This is a genomic window from Pseudomonas sp. B21_DOA, from assembly GCA_030544685.1.
GTDB classification, from domain to species: domain Bacteria; phylum Pseudomonadota; class Gammaproteobacteria; order Pseudomonadales; family Pseudomonadaceae; genus Aquipseudomonas; species Aquipseudomonas fluorescens_AO.
Genome location: CP086683.1, coordinates 3,745,062 through 3,766,908, shown reverse-complemented (window position 1 = coordinate 3,766,908; position 21,847 = coordinate 3,745,062). Strand labels below are relative to the sequence as shown.

General features: G+C 60.9%; 20 protein-coding genes and 2 pseudogenes. 17 read left to right on the top strand and 5 right to left on the bottom strand.

The features are described from left to right. Positions 1 to 43 precede the first annotated feature (43 nt). From LJU32_17530 to LJU32_17500, 7 genes are read left to right on the top strand one after another with little or no spacing between them, the layout of a single operon-like run. The gene (locus LJU32_17530) at positions 44 to 466 is read left to right on the top strand and encodes a hypothetical protein (protein WKV87499.1); all 423 of its coding nucleotides are present in this window, start codon (positions 44 to 46) and stop codon (positions 464 to 466) included. After that, a complete protein-coding gene (locus LJU32_17525; GenBank protein WKV91139.1) occupies positions 391 to 930 on the top strand; it encodes a glycosyltransferase in 540 nt (179 codons plus the stop codon). The genes LJU32_17530 and LJU32_17525 overlap by 76 nt, the downstream gene beginning before the upstream one ends. Position 931: 1 nt before the next feature. After that, a complete protein-coding gene (locus tag LJU32_17520) occupies positions 932 to 2,239 on the top strand; it encodes an O-antigen ligase family protein (GenBank protein ID WKV87498.1) in 1,308 nt (435 codons plus the stop codon). Next, positions 2,233 to 3,162, top strand: coding sequence for a glycosyltransferase family 2 protein (locus tag LJU32_17515; protein ID WKV87497.1), 930 nt, complete (start codon positions 2,233 to 2,235; stop codon positions 3,160 to 3,162). The genes LJU32_17520 and LJU32_17515 overlap by 7 nt, the downstream gene beginning before the upstream one ends. Before the next feature lie 17 nt (positions 3,163 to 3,179). Then, a complete protein-coding gene (locus LJU32_17510; protein ID WKV87496.1) occupies positions 3,180 to 4,598 on the top strand; it encodes an oligosaccharide flippase family protein in 1,419 nt (472 codons plus the stop codon). 31 nt (positions 4,599 to 4,629) lie between these two features. Beyond that, a complete protein-coding gene (gene galE, locus LJU32_17505; GenBank protein WKV87495.1) occupies positions 4,630 to 5,685 on the top strand; it encodes a UDP-glucose 4-epimerase GalE in 1,056 nt (351 codons plus the stop codon). Between the two features lie 30 nt (positions 5,686 to 5,715). After that, positions 5,716 to 7,194 (top strand): family 16 glycosylhydrolase, encoded by a 1,479-nt coding sequence (locus tag LJU32_17500; protein WKV87494.1) that lies wholly within the window; start codon positions 5,716 to 5,718, stop codon positions 7,192 to 7,194. 8 nt (positions 7,195 to 7,202) lie between these two features. Here the strand turns inward: LJU32_17500 and LJU32_17495 are convergent, their stop codons facing one another. The 4 genes and pseudogenes from LJU32_17495 to LJU32_17480 form a co-directional block, all read right to left on the bottom strand. Continuing rightward, positions 7,203 to 8,963 carry an ABC transporter ATP-binding protein/permease gene (locus LJU32_17495; GenBank protein ID WKV87493.1) on the bottom strand — a complete coding sequence of 587 codons (1,761 nt, stop codon included), beginning with the start codon at positions 8,961 to 8,963 and terminating at the stop codon, positions 7,203 to 7,205. Continuing rightward, complete coding sequence (locus tag LJU32_17490) at positions 8,960 to 10,114, bottom strand: beta-glucosidase (GenBank protein WKV91138.1); 1,155 nt, start codon at positions 10,112 to 10,114, stop codon at positions 8,960 to 8,962. The genes LJU32_17495 and LJU32_17490 overlap by 4 nt, the downstream gene beginning before the upstream one ends. A gap of 35 nt (positions 10,115 to 10,149) precedes the next feature. Further along, positions 10,150 to 11,322, bottom strand: a complete 1,173-nt coding sequence (glf, locus tag LJU32_17485; GenBank protein WKV87492.1) for a UDP-galactopyranose mutase — start codon at positions 11,320 to 11,322, stop codon at positions 10,150 to 10,152. Continuing rightward, positions 11,310 to 12,478: pseudogene (locus tag LJU32_17480) on the bottom strand (glycosyltransferase family 1 protein). The gene glf and the pseudogene LJU32_17480 overlap by 13 nt, the downstream one beginning before the upstream one ends. Before the next feature lie 319 nt (positions 12,479 to 12,797). Here LJU32_17480 and galE (LJU32_17475) point away from each other — a divergent pair. Then, positions 12,798 to 13,822, top strand: a pseudogene (gene galE, locus LJU32_17475) (UDP-glucose 4-epimerase GalE). Between the two features lie 13 nt (positions 13,823 to 13,835). On the opposite strand, the gene LJU32_17470 reads toward galE (LJU32_17475), so the two are convergent. Then, complete coding sequence (locus LJU32_17470; GenBank protein ID WKV87491.1) at positions 13,836 to 14,150, bottom strand: hypothetical protein; 315 nt, start codon at positions 14,148 to 14,150, stop codon at positions 13,836 to 13,838. Between the two features lie 320 nt (positions 14,151 to 14,470). Between LJU32_17470 and cyoA the strand changes: the two genes are divergently transcribed. From cyoA to LJU32_17425, 9 genes are read left to right on the top strand one after another with little or no spacing between them, the layout of a single operon-like run. Then, positions 14,471 to 15,400: a ubiquinol oxidase subunit II gene (cyoA, locus tag LJU32_17465; protein WKV87490.1), complete on the top strand. Its 930-nt coding sequence runs from the start codon at positions 14,471 to 14,473 to the stop codon at positions 15,398 to 15,400. A 3-nt stretch (positions 15,401 to 15,403) separates the two neighbouring features. Beyond that, complete coding sequence (gene cyoB / locus LJU32_17460; GenBank protein ID WKV87489.1) at positions 15,404 to 17,377, top strand: cytochrome o ubiquinol oxidase subunit I; 1,974 nt, start codon at positions 15,404 to 15,406, stop codon at positions 17,375 to 17,377. A 2-nt stretch (positions 17,378 to 17,379) separates the two neighbouring features. Continuing rightward, positions 17,380 to 17,994, top strand: a complete 615-nt coding sequence (locus LJU32_17455) for a cytochrome o ubiquinol oxidase subunit III (GenBank protein ID WKV87488.1) — start codon at positions 17,380 to 17,382, stop codon at positions 17,992 to 17,994. A gap of 1 nt (position 17,995) precedes the next feature. Then, complete coding sequence (gene cyoD / locus LJU32_17450) at positions 17,996 to 18,334, top strand: cytochrome o ubiquinol oxidase subunit IV (protein WKV87487.1); 339 nt, start codon at positions 17,996 to 17,998, stop codon at positions 18,332 to 18,334. After that, positions 18,292 to 19,275, top strand: a complete 984-nt coding sequence (gene cyoE, locus LJU32_17445) for a heme o synthase (protein WKV87486.1) — start codon at positions 18,292 to 18,294, stop codon at positions 19,273 to 19,275. The genes cyoD and cyoE overlap by 43 nt, the downstream gene beginning before the upstream one ends. A 33-nt stretch (positions 19,276 to 19,308) precedes the next feature. Beyond that, positions 19,309 to 19,569, top strand: coding sequence for a metallothionein (locus LJU32_17440; protein ID WKV87485.1), 261 nt, complete (start codon positions 19,309 to 19,311; stop codon positions 19,567 to 19,569). 56 nt (positions 19,570 to 19,625) lie between these two features. After that, on the top strand, positions 19,626 to 19,868 hold the full coding sequence (locus LJU32_17435) for a DUF2934 domain-containing protein (protein ID WKV87484.1): 243 nt from the start codon (positions 19,626 to 19,628) through the stop codon (positions 19,866 to 19,868). A gap of 40 nt (positions 19,869 to 19,908) precedes the next feature. Further along, entirely contained in the window at positions 19,909 to 21,075 is a 1,167-nt protein-coding gene (locus LJU32_17430) for an MFS transporter (protein WKV87483.1), read from the top strand. A gap of 42 nt (positions 21,076 to 21,117) precedes the next feature. Beyond that, entirely contained in the window at positions 21,118 to 21,792 is a 675-nt protein-coding gene (locus LJU32_17425; protein ID WKV87482.1) for a polysaccharide lyase family 7 protein, read from the top strand. Positions 21,793 to 21,847: the final 55 nt, after the last annotated feature.

Here is a 21,847-nt window from a genome sequence, read left to right as displayed (position 1 = left end):
ACAGCCCGCGCAGCGCCGCTGCCGTGCCCGCTTTGATGCGCTTTTGCGCAGCAACCGCTACGACGCGCAACTGGCGGTGCTCACTCACGTCAACGTCGTGGCGATTGCCGCCGCCGCACTGTCCGGTACCCTGGCGCGCCTGCATGTCAGCGAGCGCAATGCCTTTTCGCGAGACAAGCACGTCAACCCGGCCCTGTCGGTGAAGCTCGCCTACTGGCTGGCGCCGTGGCTGTACCGGCTGATTCCAAACCCGGTGATCTGCGTGTCGCGAGGTGTCGCCGAGGATCTGGTCGACACCACCATCGCCCGACCGCGCGACGTGACCACCGCCGACAACCCAGTGCTCGACAACGATTTTCGCGACAAACCAGCCGCCGCGCCCAGCCATCCCTGGCTGAAGGACAAAATCACCCCGGTGATCGTCGCCGTGGGTCGCCTGGCGCAGCAAAAGGCTTCGACACTCTGATCGACGCCTTCGCCCGCCTGCCGCAACGCGATGCGCGGCTGATCATCTTCGGCGAAGGCGCCTTGCGCGGCGAACTGCTTGCCCAGGCGACAGCGCTCGGCGTTGCAGGGCGTTGCGATCTGCCCGGGTACGCCAGCGACCCCATCGCCGAAATCGCTCGGGCCGATTGTTTCGTCTTGTCGTCGCGTTTCGAAGGCAGCCCCAACGCCCTGGTCGAAGCCCTGTCGACCGGCACGCCGGTGGTAGCGACACGCTGCCCGTATGGCCCGCAGGAAATTCTCGCCGATGGCGCCGTTGCGCCCTTGGTTGAGGTCGACGACCCCGCCGCGCTCGCCGCCGCCATCAGCCAACAATTGGCCACGCCGCGAGCCGCGCATCGCCAGCGGCGCATCGAGGCGGCCTCGCGCTTTGTCAATGCTCGCGCGGTGCAGACCTACCTCAAGGCGTTGCTCGGGAGGCGCTGAGATGAACCGTTTGCAAGTGCGTTATTCGACGCTGGCCGACGCCTTCACCCTGTTCGGTGTGCTGTTTTATACGCAAGTGATCGGCTTCTTTCTGCGCCTGGGTAATGTGAGCACGCTGGACGATGCCCAGCAGGACCTGGAAGGCAATCTGGCCAATCAGGTCTGCGGCTTGCTGACCTTGCTGGTGCCGCTGTTTTTCTTCATTCGGCACAAGGTTTTCCTCAGCAAGAGCTTCTACCGGCAGAACCTGTTTCTGCTGCTGTTTCTCGGCTGCGTGGCGGCCTCGATCAGTTGGTCGAGCGAGCCGATGCTCAGCCTCAAGCGTTTCGCCGCGCTGCTCAGCGTGGTGTTCTTCGCCGGTTTCATTGCCTGGCGCTACAGCCTGGAACGCATTGCGTTTCTGTTCGGCTGTGTGATCGGCGCGGCGGCGTTGGTCGGGTTGATCTTCGCCCTGATTCGCCCCGACATCGCCTTCATTTCCGGAGGCATTCGCGATGGTGCGTTTCGCGGGGTGTTTGCGGAAAAGAATGCCGGCGCACGCCTTAACGCCATTGCGATCCTGTTGCTGCTGCCGATGATCCGCCAGCGCAACCCAATGGCCATGCTCTACGGCCTGTTCGCGCTGATCGCCATCGGCCTGGCGCAGTCGGCCACGGCGATTGCCTTGATCGTCGCCGGAACCGCCAGTTACGCGTACTTCATCACCCTGATCCGCTTGCGCATCAACCGCTCACTGTTGGCGTTCATGGCGGCGACGCTGGTGTTCTTCCTCCTGTGTGGCGTGCTCTACGCCAACTACGCGATGCTGCTGGAACTGGTGGGCCGTGACCCGTCACTGACCGACCGCACGCTGATCTGGGAGCTGTTGCAGCCGCTGATCGATGCGCAATTTCTCAAGGGCTATGGCTTCGGTGCGTTCTGGGCCAGTGCCGATGCCGATGCGTTCATTACGCGCTGGGGCTACATCGGCAATGCGCACAGCGGCTACGTCGAAACCCTGCTCAATGGCGGCTTGATTCAGTTGATCGCGCTGTTGCTGATGTTTGCCCAGACCCTGAGCAAGCGCTACCGGGCAATCACTGCAGATCAGTCGGCGCGCTATCAGGCGTGTGCGCTGGTGGTCATCGGCCTGTTTGTGGTGACCAATTACGTCGCCTACGTGATCCCCAACTATCGCTCGGGCGAGTTTCTGATTTTCTGCGTGCTCAGCCTGACCTTCCGCCATCACCTCGTCACCCGTACTCAGCCGCTTCCAGTCGTTAAACCTCGGCCTATGCGCACCACTTTCCGGGAGCAACGCCCATGCTGAATGATCCCTCGGCCGTCACCGTATGTGTGGTGATTCCGCTGTACAACGCCGCCGCCAGCATTCAGCGCACACTGGATTCGGTGTCTGCACAGACTCGCCTGCCGGACAAAGTCATTGTCGTCGATGACGGCTCCAGCGATGCCGGACCAGAGATCGTCAAGCACTACGCCGCGCCTTTCCCCATCGTGCTGTTGCCGCAGCCCAATCAAGGCCCGGCGAGTGCGCGCAATCGCGGCGTGTTCAGTGCCGAAGAAACCTTCATCGCCTTCCTCGATGCCGATGACCGCTGGCATCCGGAAAAACTGCAAAAACAACTGGCGCTGCACGCGGAGTTGACCCGACAGGGACGCAAAGTCGGTTTGATCGATTGCTTTCAGATGAGCGAATTCAGTGACGGCAAACGGCAGTTGGAGGATCGCTGCAAACACGGCGAGCACTTTGCCGATTTCATGCGCGAGAACATCATCAACGGCACCTCCGGCGTGCTCGCCGTGCGCGAGATCATCGTCGCCATTGGCGGCTTCGATCAGAGCCTGCGCTTTGCCGAGGATCGCCTGTTGTGGACGCGCATCGCCGAAAACAGCGAGATCCACAGCGTGCCGCAGATCCTGCACTGGCGCGCCGTCAACGCCGCCAATATCACCGCGCAACCGCACAAGTATTACCCGCACAAACTGCGTTTCATCCAGCTGTACCTGGCGCGTTACGGCACGCGGCTGAACAAACAGCAGCGGATCTACTTCGTCCTCGCCAACCACGCCGAATTTCTCAATGCGTTTTCCCGGCGCGGCGATCATCGACGGGTTATCGAGGTGTTCCGGCAGATGCTCGGGCATTCGTGGCAGACGCTGTTTTTCTTTCAGGGCAAACCGACCCTGCGCTACCTCTACGCCTGCTTGAAAAGCCTGGGCAATAGCCGCTGAATTTCAGGGATCGCGCCATGGCCAACCGTCGCCTGATGACCCTCGTATGGATTTTCACCGAGAAGTTCGGCCTGATTTTCCTGTCGATGATCACCTTTGTCGTCTACGCGCATTTGCTGACGCCGACAGAGCTGGGCATTGGCACGCTGATCATCGCCGTGGTCGAAGTGATCGGCATTCTGTTCTCGTCGATGCTCGAAGACCCGCTGGTGCGCCTGCAACGTGTCGAGGACAAACACATCAGCAGCGTGTTCTGGTCTGCCGTGCTGGTCAGTCTGCTGTCGATTGCGTTGATTTCACTGGCGGTGGTGCTGTATACGCCGTCCACCACGCTGCGCTGGATGACCGCGGTGGCCTCGGTGAAAATCCTTTTCACCCTGATGGCGCGGGTGTACGTCGCGCAGATGCGCCGCTCAGGCAATTTCAAGCTGTTGGCCTCGCGCACGTTGCTCGGCAAAGTCGCTGGCGGTGTTGGCGGCGTGGCGGTGGCGCTGCTGGGTTTCGGGCCGTGGGCGGTGATCGCTCAGGCGCTGATCATGGACGGCATCTCCACACTGGTACTGATGCGCAGCGAGCGTCGGCGCATTCCCTTTCTTATCGACCGTCAGGTGCTGGGCGAACTGCTGCGCGCCGGCCTCCCGGTCTGCGTCAACGTCATGAGTTCGCAAACCCTGCAACGTGGCGTCAATCTGATTCTCGGCCTGACTGCCGGGGCCCACGCGGTGGGCATGTTCAACCTGGCGATGCGCATCATCGACCTGCCGCGCTCGGCGATCTACAACGGCTTGATGAGTTACGCCCTGCCGGTGTTCGCCCGGCGCAGTGCCGAACCGGCGCGGCTGATCGGGGTGATCGGCGATTCCACGGCGATCAGCGGTTTCGTACTGACACCGCTGTTCTTCGGCATCGCCCTGACCGCCAAAGACATCATCCTGCTGATCTTCGGCGCGAAATGGGCCGAAGCGATTCCCTTGCTGCAAGTGCTGGCCTGCACGGCAGCGCTGGGCAATCTGGCGCTGTACGCGACCACCGCGCTGGTGGCGGTCAATCGCACGCACTTGACCCTCAGGGCGGAAGTCGCCACCACCCTGCTCGCGCTGGCGCTGGTCTATCTGCTCGGCGCGAGCTACGGCGGCATGGCGGCGGCGCTGGCATTGCTGCTGCGCATGCTGCTGATCACGCCGCTGCAGGTGCGCGGCCTGCACGCCGCCATCGGTTATCAATGGCGCGGCTTCTTTCAGTCCAGCTACCGCAGCCTGTTCGCCTCACTGGTGATGGTCGCCGTGGTGACGTGGACGTCGCGGCTAACCGGCCTGTCCGGCAACGCCCACCTGGCCGGTGACATCGCCATCGGCGCGCTGACCTACGCCCTGGCCTACAGCCTGCTGCACCCGCGTTGGCCGCAAGAATTCAAGTTGGTGTTCACCGCCCGCTGAGCCGGATTTCCTCGCAATGGAGCACGTCGTCATGCGCAAAACCACGTTGATCACGGGCGGTGCCGGCTACATCGGTTCGCACACGGCACTGCAATTGATCGAGTCTGGACACTCGGTTCTGATCCTCGACAATCTGTGCAACAGCAGCCGCGAAGCAGTCGCACGGCTAGAGCTGTTGAGTCACTCGAACATCGATTTCATCGAGGGCGATATCCGCGACGCGGCGCTGCTGGACGAGATTTTCAGCACCTACGCGATTGATGCAGTGCTGCATTTCGCCGGCCTCAAAGCCGTTGCGCAGAGCGTGCGCCGGCCGCTGGATTACTACGCCAACAATGTCGTTGGCACCCTGAGCCTGTGTCAGGCGATGGCCCGCGCCCACGTGTTCAATCTGGTGTTCAGTTCCTCGGCCACCGTCTATGGCGAGCCGAGCGTGATGCCGATCGTGGAATCGCACGGCACCGGCAAACCGGCCAATCCGTACGGGCGCTCGAAGCTGGTCATCGAAGAACTGCTCAGCGACCTCGCCCTCGCCGATTCGCGCTGGAACATCGCTGTGCTGCGCTACTTCAATCCGATCGGCGCACACGAGAGCGGGCTGATCGGCGAAGCGCCCAACGGTCGGCCGAACAACCTGCTGCCGTGCCTGAGCGAAGTCGCCAGCGGCCAGCGCGCTGCGTTGACCGTCTATGGTAACGACTATCCGACCGTCGATGGCACCTGCGTTCGCGATTACATCCATGTGCTGGATCTGGCTGAAGGTCATCTCAAGGCGCTGCATGTTTTGCAGGGCGATGAACATGGCCTGCACGTGTGGAATCTCGGCACCGGCAGCGGCTATAGCGTGTTGCAGATCATCAGCGCCTTCGAGGACGTCACCGGCCTGCGCATTCCCTACCGCTTCGCGCCGCGCCGCGCCGGTGATGTCGCCGAGTGCCGCGCCGATGCGAGCAAGGCCGGGCGCGAGCTGGGCTGGCGAGCACAGCGCGAGCTGACGCAAATGCTTGTCGACAGCTGGCGCTGGCAGACCCACAACCCATGGGGCTATCGCCCGCAACCGACGCCGTTGCTGGCGGTAGGCACGTAGTAACGGCGCAATCCAAGTTAGGGACGACTCATGAACAGATCACGCTGCTTGCTGTTGGTTTTGCTGCTGCTGAGCGCTGGCGCCAACGCCAACATTCCAGGACCGGTCACTGAAGGACTGGTGCTGTGGCTCGACGGCAATGATCCCGCCTCGATGACTCTGGAGGGGCAAAATCAGGTCGTGCGCTGGCTGGATAAATCCGGCAAGGGCAACGACGTCACCGTCGACAACCGCGCGGCGACGACTTTACCGACGCACGTCGATAACGCGCTCAACGGCCACGGTGTGGTGCGTTTCAGTGGCACGGCGGCGTTCATGGGTCAGGCGATTCGCACCAGCAAGGGGCCGGTGACCGTCTTCGTCGTCTCGAGGCGCTTGCCCGAGCAGGCCGGCGGCAAGGCCTGGCAGCGCCTGTTCAGCTCGCGGCCGCAACTGGCGGATAACGATAACGTCGCGCCGAATTTCGGCATCAGCGTGCAGCAGACCAGCGCGTACGAGCCGGCACTGGCATTGCTGGAAACCAGTGACGTGCCGATCGGCCCGTTCGCGGTGGCGCGCAACGTGGTGGGCACCTCGGAAATCCTGCGTGGCGACATCGCCGAAGTGCTGGTGTATGACCGCCCATTCAGCAACCAGGACGAACGTCGCAATGTGTTCGATTATCTGGCGCAGAAATGGGCGGTCAGCGTTCCTCAACAGGCTGATGCCTGGACCCGCGTCGGCCCGCTAGGCCCGACTCCGACACCCGTTACGCCCGATCTGCCGTTATCGGATCAGGCCAATGGCGGCGGCTGGAAGCTCGATACGCGCCTGTCCGATGAGTTCAACGGCAGCACCCTCGATGCCGAACGCTGGCACGTCAACAACGCCACCGGCACCGATTCCCTCGGGCGCAAACCGGCGCTGTTTCTGCCGGAGAACGCCAAGGTCGGCAGCGGCAACCTGAACATCACCTTCCGCAAGCAGACCCTCCCGGAAAAATACGTAGCGCTAGGCTACAAGGATTACAGCTCGGCGATGGTCCGCACCAACGAACGGGGGCTTTACGGCTATTACGAAGCGCGGGCGAAACCGATGAATTCCGCCGGCTCCAGTGCCTTCTGGCTGGCCTGGACGGGGCTGCCGGACAATGCCACGGAAATCGACATTTTTGAAATCGGTGGCAAGACCCGCAACGAGGCGTTTGATCGTCGCTACAACATGAATGCGCATGTCTGGGCCAGACCGCAGAATGATCAACACCTGAGTTCCGGCAGTACCTGGATCGCACCGTGGCGGCTGGCCAATACTTTTCATGTCTACGGCTTTGACTGGCAACCTGAAACCTTGCGCTGGTACGTCGACGGCGTATTGGTCCGGGAAGCGAAGAACAACTATTGGCACTTTCCCATGCAGATCGTCTTCGACAGTGAAGCGATGTGGGACTGGTTCGGCGTGGTCGACGATGCTGACCTGCCGTCGGTGTTTCGCATCGACTACGTCAGGGTCTGGACGCGCTCAGCGCAATAGCAGCGCGTTCAACGGTTGTGCACCATCGCCTGCATCTGCCACAGCGTGCGGAACCGTCCTTGGCTCTCGCGCAGGTCTTCGGGAGTGCCGTCCTGCACAATCTCGCCGTCCTCCAGCACCAGCACCCGATCGAAGTTGGCGATGGTCGAGAGCCGGTGGGCCACGGCAAGCACCGTGCGGCCGCGCATGAGATTACTCAGCGCACGCTGGATGATCGCTTCGGAATCGGAATCCAGTGCCGACGTCGCCTCGTCGAGAATCAGGATCGGTGCGTCTTTCAAAAACGCTCGCGCCAAGCCCAGACGCTGGCGTTGCCCGCCCGACAACGTCACTCCCCGTTCACCCACCAGTGTGTGATAACCCTGCGGCAACGCCTGGATGAAGTCATCGCAAAACGCCTGACGCGCCGCCTCGATGATCTGCTGCTCGGTGGCGTGCGGTTGGCCGTAGCCGATGTTTTCCAGAATGCTGCGATTGAACAGCGCCGGATCCTGCGGCACCACGGCGATCTGCCGACGCAGGCTGTCCTGGCTGACCGAGCGGATGTCGCGGTCGTCGATCAGGATCACCCCGCTGCGCACGTCATCCAGACGTTGCAGCAGGCCGAGCAAGGTCGATTTGCCTGAGCCCGAGGAGCCGGCAATGCCGACGCTTTGCCCGGCCGGGATATCGAGAAAGAAATGCTCGAAGACCTTGCGCCCGTCCGGGTAGGCGTAACTGACGTCGAGCATTTTGATGTGCCCGCGCGTCGGCGCCAGTTCCTCCAGGGCGTCGCTGAGCTCGTGGGGCTGGGCGACGATGCCCAGGGTTTCGCTGATGACGCCCATCTGCTGGCTGGTTTCCACCAGGGCCAGCGCCAGTTCGCGCGATCCGTGCAGGATGCGGAAGGTCAACGCGCTGACCATCACCACGTCCCCCGCCGTGACTTGCCCCGCACGCCAGAGCAGAATCGCCCAGCCGAGCATGCCGCCGGCCATCACGGTCAGGCAGATGTCGTGCAGCACGCGGGCCTTTTCCATGTACATCCAGCTGCTGCGGTGGGAGTCGGCCTCGATGCCGATCTCGCGCTCGAGTCGCAGGCGCTCGCGTTCGCGGCCGGAGAAGGCCTTGATCGTCCACACGTTGGAGACCAGATCGACAATCTCGCCACCGACCCGCGCCGACTGCGACGCGAACGCGATGTGGCGGCTGCGACCGCGAACGCCGAATAGCGTAATCAGCGCGGCGACGACTATCACGCAACCGACCAGCGCCAGCGCCATCGCCCCATGCACCGACAACAGCAAAGCCACGGCGCCGATGAAGTCCACACACGGCGGCACGATGCGCCAGGTCAGCCCGCCATAGACCTTGTCGGCAGCAGCGCCGATTGCCGAGACGCGATTGGCCAGAGAACCGGAGAAATGTCGGCGGAAATAACGCATCGGGTGGCCAGTCAGGTGATGGAACAGGTCCACGCGCAGATCGGCGCAACTGCCGACGATGGTGTGGCAACCGACCCAGCCGCCGAGGCGCCACAGCAGGTTTTCCATCACGATCAACGCCATGAACAGGCCGAACGCGTGCCACACCTGTTCCGCCGCCGAGCCGGCAGCCATGGCATCCACCAGCAGTTTCATGCCGTACTGCACCACCACCGCACAGCACGCCGCGCCGGTCACCAGTGCGACCATGGCGACGAAGTGCGCCGGGCGGATGCTTATGTAGCGCCATAGAAACGCGGCGGCTGACGCCGGCAACGGTTCATCGCGCCTGCGCTGAAAGTTCATCTCCCCTGCCCCTCAATGCGCCGGCCATTGACCCGGCGCAGACACGCGGCAATCCGTTCGGGCACCTGCGCCAGCTCGACGTGCAACGGGTGAAACGCCGCGCGCTCGCCCTCGCCATCGGGATAGCCAAACACACCAGTGGGGCAATACCGGCCATTGTCCCAACCTGGATAATCGAGAAACGGGTACCAGCAAATCCCCTGTACCGGCACACCGCGTTCGAGTGCCTGCAGCGTCTGCTCGACGATGTAAGCCAGCCACGGCAGGCGTTCATCATCTTCGGCACCGGTTTCGGCGATCAGCACGGGCCGCTGATAACGCTGGTGCAGTTCCTTGAGCATGCCCGACAGCGGACGGAAGTCTCGCTCGCCGCGAAGGATCCGCCGGCCCTGGAAATACCACTGGTTATGCGCATAAAAATTCGCGCCGATGATATCCAGATAATGCTCCTGCCCACCGAGACCGGGCCACTCGCGCCCGGTGAGCAAATCCCACGCCTGAAATTGCGACAGCCGATAAGCTTCGGCGGCTTCGATTTCGTCACTGCGCCGGGAGCCCGCGATGACATTGATCAACGGGTCGCACTGTACAAATCGCGCATTCGGCGCCTGCTCGCGAATCGCTTCGATCGCAGCAATGCTGGCTCGCACCAGTTGATGCTTGAGTTCCTGCGCGCGCCCGCGTGCATTCGGGTTGAAGTACGCCACCTCGCCTCCCGCCCAACTCCAGAAGGAAATCTCGTTGATCGGCGAGTAGAACGGCACGCTTACGCCTTCGTTCATCATCAGCTTTGCTGCAGCAGCGGCGAAACGGGCGAAGCGCTCGACGAACGCCGGGCGCCAGATATCCAGATCATCCGGGTAGCCGTAATGGCACAAGTCCCAGACTACTTGCACCCGCTGCGCTTGCGCGGCTTTGAGCATCGGCAGAAAACTGCTCCAGTCATAGCGCCCGGGGCTGCGTTCGATCAGGTGCCAGCGCAGGCCGTCGCGGGCGCAACGAATGTTCAACTCGCTCAGTCGCTTGTAGTCCTTGGTGGCCCAGCGCGCATGCCCGGTGTCGGCCAGCAGATCCAGGCGCCGACCGTCCTGGCGGCGCTGACTGGAACATTCGAAACCGGCCATCACCCAGCTGCTGAAAATCGAAGGGATGCCTGCACCGGCCTCGTCGCCTTTCGGCTGCGCGGTCATGGAGCATCGATCTCGGTTTCAGCGGTGGTTTCTGCCTGCGCTGTTTGAATATCCCGGTACAGGGCCAGCGCCTGCCCCACCACCTGATCCATGTTGTAGTACTTGTAAGTGCCCAGTCGCCCAAGGAATGTGACGTTCGGCGTTTGCTCGGCGAGTGCGCGATAGCGTTTGTACAGCTCGGCGTTTTCCGCGCGGGGTACCGGGTAATACGGGTCGCCGTCGTCACACGGATATTCGTAGGTGATGCTGGTGCACGGGTGGGTTTGCCCGGTGAGGTGTTTGTATTCGGTGATGCGCGTATAGGGCACATCCGGGTGCGGATAATTCACCACCGCCACCGGCTGATAGTGCTCCTGCTCGAGCGTCTGGTGTTCGAAGCGCAATGACCGATACGGCAAGCGGCCCAACTGGAAATCAAAGTATTCGTCAATCGGGCCGCAGTAGATCAGATGCTCGTACTTCACCTCGTCGCGCACTTCCTTGAAATCGGTGCTGAGCAACAGATCAATGTTCGGGTGATCAAGCATGCGTTCGAACATTTTCGTGTAGCCATCCGTGGGCATGATCTGGAAGGTGTCGCCGAAATAGCGGTCGTCGTCGCTGGTCCGCGTCGGGATCCGCGAGGTCACCGATTTGTCCAGCTGCGAGGGATCCAGCCCCCATTGCTTGCGCGTATAGCCACGAAAGAACTTCTCGTAGAGTTCACGGCCGATCTGATTGACCACTACGTCTTCGGAGGTGCGAATGGTCGCCACCGGTTCGGCGCGTTCGGCGAGGAATATCTCGGCCTCTTCGGAGGACATCGACAATCCGTACAGCGCATTCAGCGTGGTCAGATTGATCGGAATCGGCACCAGTTTCTCGTCGACCTGGGCGAGGACTCGATGCTCGTAAGGTCGCCATTCGGTGAAGCGCGACAGGTAATCGACAATTCGCTGCGCATTGGTATGGAAGATGTGCGGGCCGTAACGATGCACCAGCACCCCGGCCTCGTCGTAATGGTCGTAAGCGTTTCCGGCGATGTGCGGGCGCCGATCGATCAGCAACACACGTCGGCCCAATCCTTCAGCCAGACGCTCGGCAATGACACTGCCAGCGAACCCGGCGCCGACGATCAGATAGTCGTAGGTTTGGCCGGACTTTGTACGCTCAAGGCTTATCGTAGGCATTCGATCTGCTCCTGCATGAAGCGGCTGGTGTTGTCCCACGACATGCCGGCGATGGCGGCATCGGCGCGCTGCAGAAATTCGATGGTGCCTTTGAGTGGCAAAGCTTTTTCGATCGCCTCGACGAAGGCCTCGGCGGTGTCGGCAATGAACACCGCACCACTCTGGCCGTAGCCGCTGACCACGTCGTGAATCGGCGTCGACACTACCGGGCAACCGCCGGCCAGATATTCCGGAGTCTTGGTCGGGCTGATAAAGCGCGTGGAAGCGTTGAGTGCGAATGGCATCAGCGCGACGTCCCATCCCGCCAGGTAATCCGGCAGCTCGGCATATTGCTTGCCCCCAGATAATGAATGTTCGGCCGTTGCGGCAGGGTTTGCGGGTCAATCTTCACCACCGGGCCGATCAGCACGATCTGCCAGTCGGGGCGCATCGCCGCCACGCGATCAATTAATTCGATATCAAAGCGTTCATCGATCACGCCGAAAAAGCCCAGGCGTGGCCGCGCTATGGATGCCTGATCTGGCGGTTCCGGCAAAGCTTGCCGCGCGGCTGCGAAATGCGCGATGTCGACGCTGCTCGGCACCGGATAAGCATTGCCGTGCTGGCGCTGCTTGACCTCCCACAGACTGACGCCGCCGGTGAATACCACGTCGGCCCGGGCCAGCAGTTGTTGCTCCAGGTCGATCAATCGCGCAGGTGCGCCCATGAAGGCGGACAGTTCATCCATGCAGTCGTAAACGGTGACGCGTGCATCGAGATGCTCGGTAAACAGCAGGCTCATCGGCGTGAAATACCATAGGAGCAGATCGCCCTGAACGCGCCCGGCGAGGTGCTCATCGAGCAATTGTCTCTGCGCCTGCTCGATCGCCTCGCCGCTCATGCCCATAGGCAAGTGCGGCACCGCCACTTCTATTCCCGCCGCCGGATTCGAAAGCTCGAGTCCGGGCATTGCGTCTTCGACAAATACCGGCTCTTCGAAAAACACCACGTCGTAGTGCTTGGCCAATCGCGACATGACGTGCTGCGGCCGCTGATAGACGAAGCCCCAGCGCAGATGCGACAGGCACACCAACGTTGGGCGCACCTGCAGCGATGCCTCAACTGCGCTTTGCGCGCTCGCCCGTGCGAGCGCCTCGGTTTGTTCTGCAAGGTTCATGGCCAGATCCTCATCAAGGAATAAAAGAAGACTCAGTGACGAGCCACCGGGCCGTCACACTTGTCGACACTGCAAGTGCAGGGCATTTCTCGATGAGGCCGTAAGGCTCTTGAAGGTTGGAATCGCGGTGTTCACGCGACGTTCAGCCCAACCTTGAACGCAGCCGATGAACTGCACATACCGGCTGGCAAACAAGGTTGAACTCGCCGCACAATCCATCCCCTACCGTCCAGGACAACATGGTTTTTGCCGCCGCACAGGCGCCTCGAAACCATGCACAAAGCCATCGGCCGATGGCGTCACTGGTGAGGGCGGGCGCATGATCTTGATTACGGGTGGTACGGGATACATTGGTGCGCATGTCGCATTGCAATGGCTGGGCAACGGCGAGGATGTGGTGATCCTCGATAATTTGTGCAACAGCCAGCGCGCGGCAATCGAGCGCATCAGTACGCTGGCCGGCAAACGACCGGAGTTCATCCAGGGCGATGTACGCAATCGACGACTGCTCGACAATCTTCTGCACGATTATCCAATTGATGCCGTGGTGCATTGCGCCGGGTTGAAAGCGGTCGGCGAAAGCGTGCGTGAACCCCTGCGCTACTTCGACACCAATGTCGGCGGCAGCCTGACGCTGTGCCAAGCCATGGCCCAGGCCGGTGTATTCCATCTGGTATTCAGCTCTTCGGCGACCGTTTACGGCGACTGCGCTACCCTGCCGATCAATGAAGCCTGTGCCACCGGCCAGCCGACCAACCCTTACGGGATGTCGAAACTGATGTCGGAAAACATCATGAAGAGCGTCGCCAGTTCCGACCCGCGCTGGTCGATCGGCCTGCTGCGCTATTTCAATCCGATTGGTGCGCACCCTTCCGGCCTGCTCGGCGAGGCCCCCACCAGCACGCCGAACAATCTGCTGCCCTATCTGCTGGAAGTTGCCAGTGGCCAGCGCGCGCAGCTGTCAGTGTTCGGCAACGATTACCCGACCCCGGACGGCACCGGCATTCGTGATTATCTGCACGTCGTCGACCTTGCGCTCGGGCACGTCTGCGCGCTCGACGCCTTGCGCGATCGCCATGGTGTGAGCATCTGGAACCTCGGTACCGGGCGCGGCTATTCGGTGCTGGAGGTAGTCAGCGCCTTCGAGCAAGTGACCGGTATCAAGATCCCTTTGCGGATTGAAGCAAGGCGCCCCGGCGACATCGCGCGATGCTGGGCGGACCCGCAAAAGCCCTCGAAGAACTGGGCTGGCAGGCGAGCCGCTCACTGCACAGCATGCTCGCCGATGCCTGGCGCTGGCAGTGCAATCAACTCGGCCAGGTTGACGTTCGCCAGGCCAATTGAAAGCTGCGCACGGTCACTCATTCTCGTGGCCGTGCGCATCGGCACAGGACAATCGTCCGGACTCGCCGCCGGCAATTCGTTCTGCCTGATCGATGCCACGTTTGAGCGCGTCCTCGACTTCCCATTCCACGCCGGGCAATTTCCTGATGCGTTCGTAAGCGCATTCGCCGGTCGCGGTGTAAACGCTGATGAACATTTCGACGTCGCCATCATCGGCTTCCCGTGCCCGTACCTCGATATGACAGCCGTTTTCAACTTCTTCGGTATGGCACTTTTCCGCCTTTTCCGTCGCCTTCCATTTGTTGTAGGTTTCGCCGCGTTTGAACATGTCGTACTCCTGAACTCAACTCGCTCACGTCAAAGATCTTTCCTTTGGCGGAATAATTCCACGGATTGCCAAGAGGCATTTTCAGCATAGCGCGTTGATTCGCGCCCGCCGTTTCGCTAGTTCAACCGTTCGTCAGCTTGCGTAACATTCTGTAAAACCAACGCCGGAATGCTCATTCAAAAAGTTCGAGGCCCAGGCGAGCTCAAGTACAACTCGTTATTCAGCCCAGCGTGATTAGCCGGTACAGAAACAGGGTTTTCTGTCCATGGCCAACTGTTGCCCGAAGAAAACAAGGATCGATATAAAGAACAGGAGCATGTATGAAGCGAACAATCAGCTATTGCCTGGTCTATCTCGCTACCAGCGTTCTGCTCGCCGGTTGCAATCTGGTGGTGTTCAACCCCAAGGGCGATGTCGCCCGAGATGAACGCGACCTGATCATCCTCGCCACGGGCCTGATGCTGTTGGTGGTGATCCCGGTCATCGTCATGACCTTCCTGTTCGCCTATCGCTACCGCGCGACCAACAAGAAGGCGCGTTATTCGCCGCGCTGGGCCAGTTCGCACAAGATCGAAGCGGTGGTCTGGGGTGTGCCGTTCCTGATTATTTGCGTACTCGGCTGGGTGACCTGGGAAACCACCCATGCACTCGATCCCTACCGCCCGCTGGATTCCGACGTGCCGCACCTCAATGTGCAAGTAGTGGCAACGGACTGGAAATGGCTGTTCATTTACCCCGATCTGGGCATTGCCTCGGTCAATGAACTGGCGATACCGGTGAATACGCCGGTAAGTTTCACCGTCACTTCTGACGCTGCCATGACTTCATTCTTTATTCCTGCACTCGGTGGGCAGATATATGCCATGGCCGGCATGCAGACCAAGTTGCACTTGATCGCCAATGAAATCGGTCAGTACCGCGGGATTGCCGCGAACTATAACGGCCACGGTTTCTCCGACATGCACTTCAGCACCCTGGCACTCAGCGGCGCGGATTACGAAGCGTGGGTCAACAAAGTCAAAGCGGCGCCCGGGCAACTTGATCAGGCCAGTTACGCCGAGTTGGCCAAGCCCTCTGTCGCGCACAAGATTACTTATTACTCGGCTGTGCAGGAGCGACTGTTTCTCGACATCGTCGACAAGTATGAAGGGATGAACAAAGCACCACGCAAGAAGCAAACCCAGGTGCAACGCAACAGCGACGATGTGCGCGTCAATCAACAACCGAGTCTGCTGGCCGAGGAGCGTTAAATCATGTTCGGGAAACTTTCATGGGACGCGGTTCCATTGCACGAGCCGATTGTCATGTACACCCTGGCTATCGTCGGCCTGATGGGTTTTGCCCTGGTCGGTACCGTCACCTGGAAGCGCAAATGGGGCTACCTGTGGCGCGAGTGGTTCACTTCGGTCGACCACAAGAAGATCGGCTGCATGTACATCATCGTCGCGCTGGTGATGCTGCTGCGCGGTTTCTCCGACGCGATCATGATGCGCACCCAGCAGGCCATGGCATCCAGTGGTGGGCCGGGTTATCTGCCGCCGGAACACTACGACCAGATCTTCACTGCCCACGGTGTGATCATGATTTTCTTCATGGCCATGCCGTTCGTGGTCGGCCTGATGAATATCGTCGTGCCGCTGCAGATCGGCGCCCGCGATGTCGCCTATCCATTCCTCAACGCGCTGAGCTTCTGGCTGTTCGTGGTTGGCGCGGCGCTGGTGAATATTTCCCTGGGCGTCGGTGAGTTTGCCCGTACCGGCTGGGTCGCCTACCCGCCCCTGTCCGAACTTGGCTACAGCCCCGGCGTCGGGGTGGATTACTACATCTGGTCATTACAGATATCCGGTATAGGGACGCTGTTAACCGGGGTCAACTTCTTCGTGACCATCCTGAAGATGCGCACCGAAGGCATGACCCTGTTCAAGATGCCGGTGTTCACCTGGAATGCACTGTGCACCTCGATCCTGATTCTCGCTGCGTTCCCGATTCTGACCGCGACCCTGCTGATGCTGACCCTCGATCGTTATCTGGGCATGCACTTCTTCACCAACGAGGCCGGCGGCAATCCGATGATGTACGTCAACCTCATCTGGGCCTGGGGGCATCCGGAGGTGTACATCCTCATCCTGCCGGCGTTCGGGATCTTCTCGGAGATCGCCGCGACCTTCAGCAGCAAGCGCCTGTTCGGCTATGTCTCGCTGGTGTGGGCGACGATTGCGATCACGATCCTGTCGTTCATCGTCTGGCTGCACCACTTCTTCACCATGGGCGCGGGGGCCAACGTCAACGCGTTCTTCGGCATCATGACGATGATCATTGCAGTGCCGACCGGGGTGAAAATCTTCACTTGGCTGTTCACCATGTATCGCGGCCGCGTGCGCTTCGAAACGCCGATGCTGTGGACGCTGGGCTTTATCGTCACGTTCAGTATCGGTGGCATGACCGGCGTGCTGCTGGCGGTGCCCGGTGCCGACTTCCTGTTGCACAACAGCCTGTTTCTGATCGCGCACTTCCATAACGTGATCATCGGTGGCGCAGTGTTCGGCTACATGGCCGGGCTGACCTACTGGTTCCCGAAAGCCTTCGGCTTCCGCCTCAACGACCGGCTAGGGCGCATTGCATTCTGGTGCTGGCTGGTGGGTTTCTACTTCGCGTTCATGCCGTCTTACGTGCTCGGTTTCATGGGCATGACCCGGCGCCTCAACCATTTCGACAACCCGGCCTGGCAACCGTGGCTGCTGCTGGAACTGTTTGGCGTCGGCATTATTCTCTGCGGTGTGTCCGCGCAGGCGCTGCAGCTCTACGTGAGCATCCGCAACCGCGCGAAACTGCGCGACCTCACCGGCGACCCGTGGGACGGCCGTACGCTGGAATGGGCCACGGCCTCGCCGCCACCGTTCTACAACTTCGCCGAGCAACCGAAAGTCAACGACCTCGACGCCTACTGGGGCATGAAGGAGCGCGGCGTCAGCACCCTCAGTCACACCGACTACCGCGCCATTCACATGCCGCGCAACACCTCCGCCGGCCTGGTGATCAGTGTCTTCGCGCTGATCTGCAGCTTCGCCCTGGTGTGGCATATCTGGTGGCTGGCGATCTTCGGTCTGGTCGCTTCGGTGGTGGCAATGATCGTGCGCAGCTACGACGAAGACATCGATTATTTCGTCCCGGCGCAGGAAGTGGCGCGGATTGAAAAAGCGCGTCTCAAAGACTTGGCGGAGGCTTGAACATGTCCAATATCGTTCTGGATAAAGACATCGCGCACAGCCATGAACATGGCCATGAAGACGCGGGCTCGATGCGCATTTTCGGTTTCTGGATCTACCTGATGACCGACTGCATCCTCTTTGCGACGCTGTTCGCAGGCTATGCCGTACTGCGAGACAGCGTCGCTGGCGGGCCCTCGACCGTCGACATTTTCGAATTGCCCTACGTCCTTGCCGAAACTGCGTTGCTATTGTTGAGCAGCATCACCTACGGCTACGCGATGCTGGCGATGAACCGCAATGACAAATCCCACGTGCTGCGCTGGCTCGGCGTCACCTTCGTGCTCGGTTGCGGCTTCATCGCCATGGAGATCAATGAATTCCATCATCTGATCGCAGAAGGCTACGGGCCGGATCGCAGCGGTTTCCTCACCGCGTTCTTCACCCTCGTCGGCACCCATGGCGCGCACGTGCTCAGCGGGCTGGTGTGGATGGCGGTGTTGATGCTGCAAGTGCGCAGCCGTGGCCTGACCAATACCAACACCACGCGCTTGAGTTGCCTGAGTCTGTTCTGGCATTTCCTCGATGTGGTGTGGATCTGCGTATTTACCGTGGTTTATCTGCTGGGGGTGGTGTGACATGTATAACCAGAGCCCGATTCATAGCAGTGCCGGCACCAGCCATGGCACCAGTCGTTCATACATGGTCGGTTTCATCATTTCGGTGATTCTGACGGTGATTCCCTTTGGTTTGGTCATGTACCCGACGTTGCCACGCAGCGTCACCGCTTGGGTGGTGGTCGCACTTGGCGTAGTGCAGGTCTTCGCCCACCTGAAATATTTCCTGCATCTGGACACCGCCAAGGAGCAACGCTGGAACCTCAGAGCGCTGATCTTCTCGGTGGTGATCATTCTTCTGCTGGTTGGGCTTTCGCTATGGATCATGGACAGCATTCACCACAACATGCTGGCGCACTGAAGCAATGGCGGCTGTCGCTGAATGTCGGGCTGGAACTGACCAAGCCCGGCATCATCGTCGGCAATCTGGCTTCGGTGTTCGGCGGCTATCTGCTTGCCGCCGGTGGCCGCCCGGTGTCCCTGGCGCATTTATTGGCCGCCCTGCTCGGCACCGCGCTGGTCATTGCTTGCGGTTGCGTGATCAACAACTGCGTCGACCGCGACATCGATCGGCGAATGGTGCGCACCTGTCATCGGGCCTTGGCGGTTCGCGCTGTGTCGTTGCCCAGTGCGTTTTGCTACGCGGCGGTACTGGGTGTGATCGGCTTCGGCTTGTTGTGGGTCGGCACAACAGCCTTGGCCTGCGCCATGGCGGCAGTCGGTCTGATGGTTTATGCGGGCGTCTATACCTGCCTGATGAAACGCCGTTCGCATTGGGGCACGCTGGTCGGCAGCCTGTCCGGGGCCATGCCGCCGGTGGTCGGTTATTGCGCGGTCACCGGCAGCTTCGATGCCACGGCGCTGATGCTGATCGTGGTGTTTTGCTGCTGGCAGATGCCCCACTCCCACGCGATCACCGTCATGCGCCACGAAGACTTTCGCGCCGCCGGGTTACCGACCTTGACCCTCAGCCAAGCCCGACGCGAGATCAACCTCTACATGGTCGCATTCCTGATCAGCGCGGCGATATTGGGCTGGGTGGCGGCTATCAATGTTTCCTATCCGCTGGTGGTGCTCGGGCTGGGCGGCTACTGGTTTTATCTGACGTTGCGACCGGTGCGCAATGCCAATGCGAAAGTCTGGGCGCGACGCATCTTCAGCGTATCGATCCTGCTGATTCTGGCGCTGAATCTTTCCCTGGCGTTGAACGCCGTACTGCCCTCGCCCTCTGCGCTCTACCACTCATCGGGCGTGGGGAAAATCATCAAACGCAGGTGCGGGGCGGGTTATCAGAATCGGTAACGACTGCCTTTACAGACCACCTGGAGGAAACCCATGGCTAACGATCCTTCAACAATTGATTGCGCCTGCCCGGGCTGCACCTGCAAATGCAGCGGCGAGCAAACCTTCGAGCGTGACGGCAAGCAGTTTTGCAGTCAGGCCTGCGCGGATCTGCACCCAAAGGGCCAACCCTGCCCCTCTTCGGCTTGCCATTGCGAGCAGAACCTTGGGGCCGATGAGCGCAATGTGAGTGACTCGAAACTGGATCAAGCGGTTGAAGAAACCTTCCCCGCCAGCGATCCGATTTCACCTTGATCCGCCCCGGTTGCTCGCCTTCGAGGCACTTTTTTACATCAGCAGGAGACAACGAAATGGACGAGGAAACCATCCGCAAAATCGCCTACAGGCTTTGGGAAGAACAAGGTCGGCCGCACGGTAATGATTTCGAGCACTGGTTGCAGGCGCGCGCCGAATTGGATGCGTTCGATTCCGATGGCTTGCCGGGTTCGGTCGCCAGCAGCGTAGCGCCGCCGGCACCACGGAAAAAGGCCAAGGCAGCCAGCGCTGCTCCTGCAACCAGGACGCGCAAGAAAACCACGTCTGCTGCCAAATGATCGATCTTCAAAGCCGCGTGCTGGCGGGAGGAATGGGCTCGTGAAGCGCGGCATCAATCTGGTGCTGGCGGCGTTCGCGCTGACGGCGTTGTCCTACGGTCTGGCGCGCTTCGCCTATGGACTGCTGCTGCCGCAGATTCGTCAGGATCTGGCCTTGAGTGTGTCCGCTGCCGGATGGATCGGCGGCAGTGCGTTTGCGGCGTATTGCGTGGGCATCGTCGCGACGTTTGTGTGCAGTGGCAAAGTCAGCCCACGCGGGTTGACGGTCATGGCCGGCGCGGCGGCGGCGCTCGGGATGGGGTTGATTGTGCTCGCGGCGTCCGGATTGGCGTTGGGCTGCGGCGTGGCGCTGGCGGGATTGAGCACCGGTCTGACCTCGCCGCCATTGGCCAGCGCAGTGGCGGCGCGTCTTGATGATGCCGACCGTCCGCGGGCCAATGGTTTCATCAATGCCGGGACGGCGGCCGGGATTGTCTTTTCCGGCGTGGCAGCGATAGTGGCTGCAGGACAATGGCGGCAGCTCTACGCGCTTTTCGCCTTGATCGGCGTCGGCGTAACGGTGTGGCTCTGGTTTGCGGTACCGCGCCGGGTGGTACATGACGTCGCGCAGAATTTTTCTCTGCCAATGTTGCGTCGGCCGGGCGTACTGCCGCTGTGCGTCAGTGCCTTTCTGATGGGGTTGGCGAGCACGGCGATCTGGACATTCGGCGCTGACATTTTGCGCAGCGAGGCTGGATTTTCCGATCAGTCGATTGCCTGGGCCTGGATCGTGTTGGGCGCCGCGGGCATCAGTGGTTGCGCAACCGGTGTGCTGACCGACCGCTTTGGTGTCGCGCGCATGCAACATCTGGCGCTCGCAGGGATCGCGGCCGGCACGCTGGGACTTGTCGCCACTGGCGCTTCTGCCATTTACGGCCTCGCCGCGATGAGCCTGTTTGGCGCGGCCTACATCGTTTCTTCAGGCGTTTATCTGTTGCAAGGCATCCGCTTGTTCCCGGATCGCCCGGACTTGGGATTGGGCATCCCGTTTCTGGTGCTGGCACTCGGTCAGACCGCCGGCACACCGATTTTCGGAGCAGTGCTGGAGGCGACAGGTGTGACCGTTGCCCTGTGTGTTTTTGCGGCGGCCGCCTGCGTCGCCATGCTCCTGAGCCCCCGAGGTGGTGAAAATCCGCGCAGGCAAATGTGCGGATCAGGAATGGCCTGAGACTTGGAGCGCCAATGATTTTTATCGTCAGGAGTAGAAACCATGGCCGTAAACATCAGCAATCTCACCCTCTCCACTCCGGTTCCCGTCTCGGCGACCAATCCGGTGGCACTGGAGCTCAACGGAGCCCAGGCGATCGCGCAATTCCCCAGTATCGTCACGATCCTGCCGGACGGATCACTGCAACTGTCCGCCCCCACCAAAGGCGCCTCGAGCAAGAGCACTCACCGCACCCGCTGCGAATGGAAGGAAGCGACCTACTGGTCGCTGGCCAGCGCCGCTGACCACCTCAACTATCAGGAGATGACCGTGACCAAGGTCAACTCAGCGCAGAAAGTGGTGATCTCGCAGATGCATGTGAAAAACGACGACAGCCCGGCCATCAAGGTGTTCTGGCAAAAAGGCAACATCACCATGGGCTTCCGCCAGAGCTTCAATCAGACCACTCCGATCAACACCACGGTGCTCAAAGGCGTGCCGCTGGGTGCGAAGTTCAAGGTGACCATTCGAGCGAACTCTGCCGGCGTGGCTCGAGTCACCGTCGACTACAACGGCAACATCGGCACATCGGGTGACTTGCAGCTGGATGCCTCGTGGAATTCACAGGTGTTCAACTTCCATGGCGGGGTCTACAACCAGATCGACTACACCGAAGCCACGCCGCCTGAAGATGGTTCGATCTGCATCATTAGTGATTTGTTGATTTCGCATACCTAGGGGCTGAAATGAACAAGGGCCTGGATCAGCTTTCGCTGGCAGGCCCTTGTGTAGA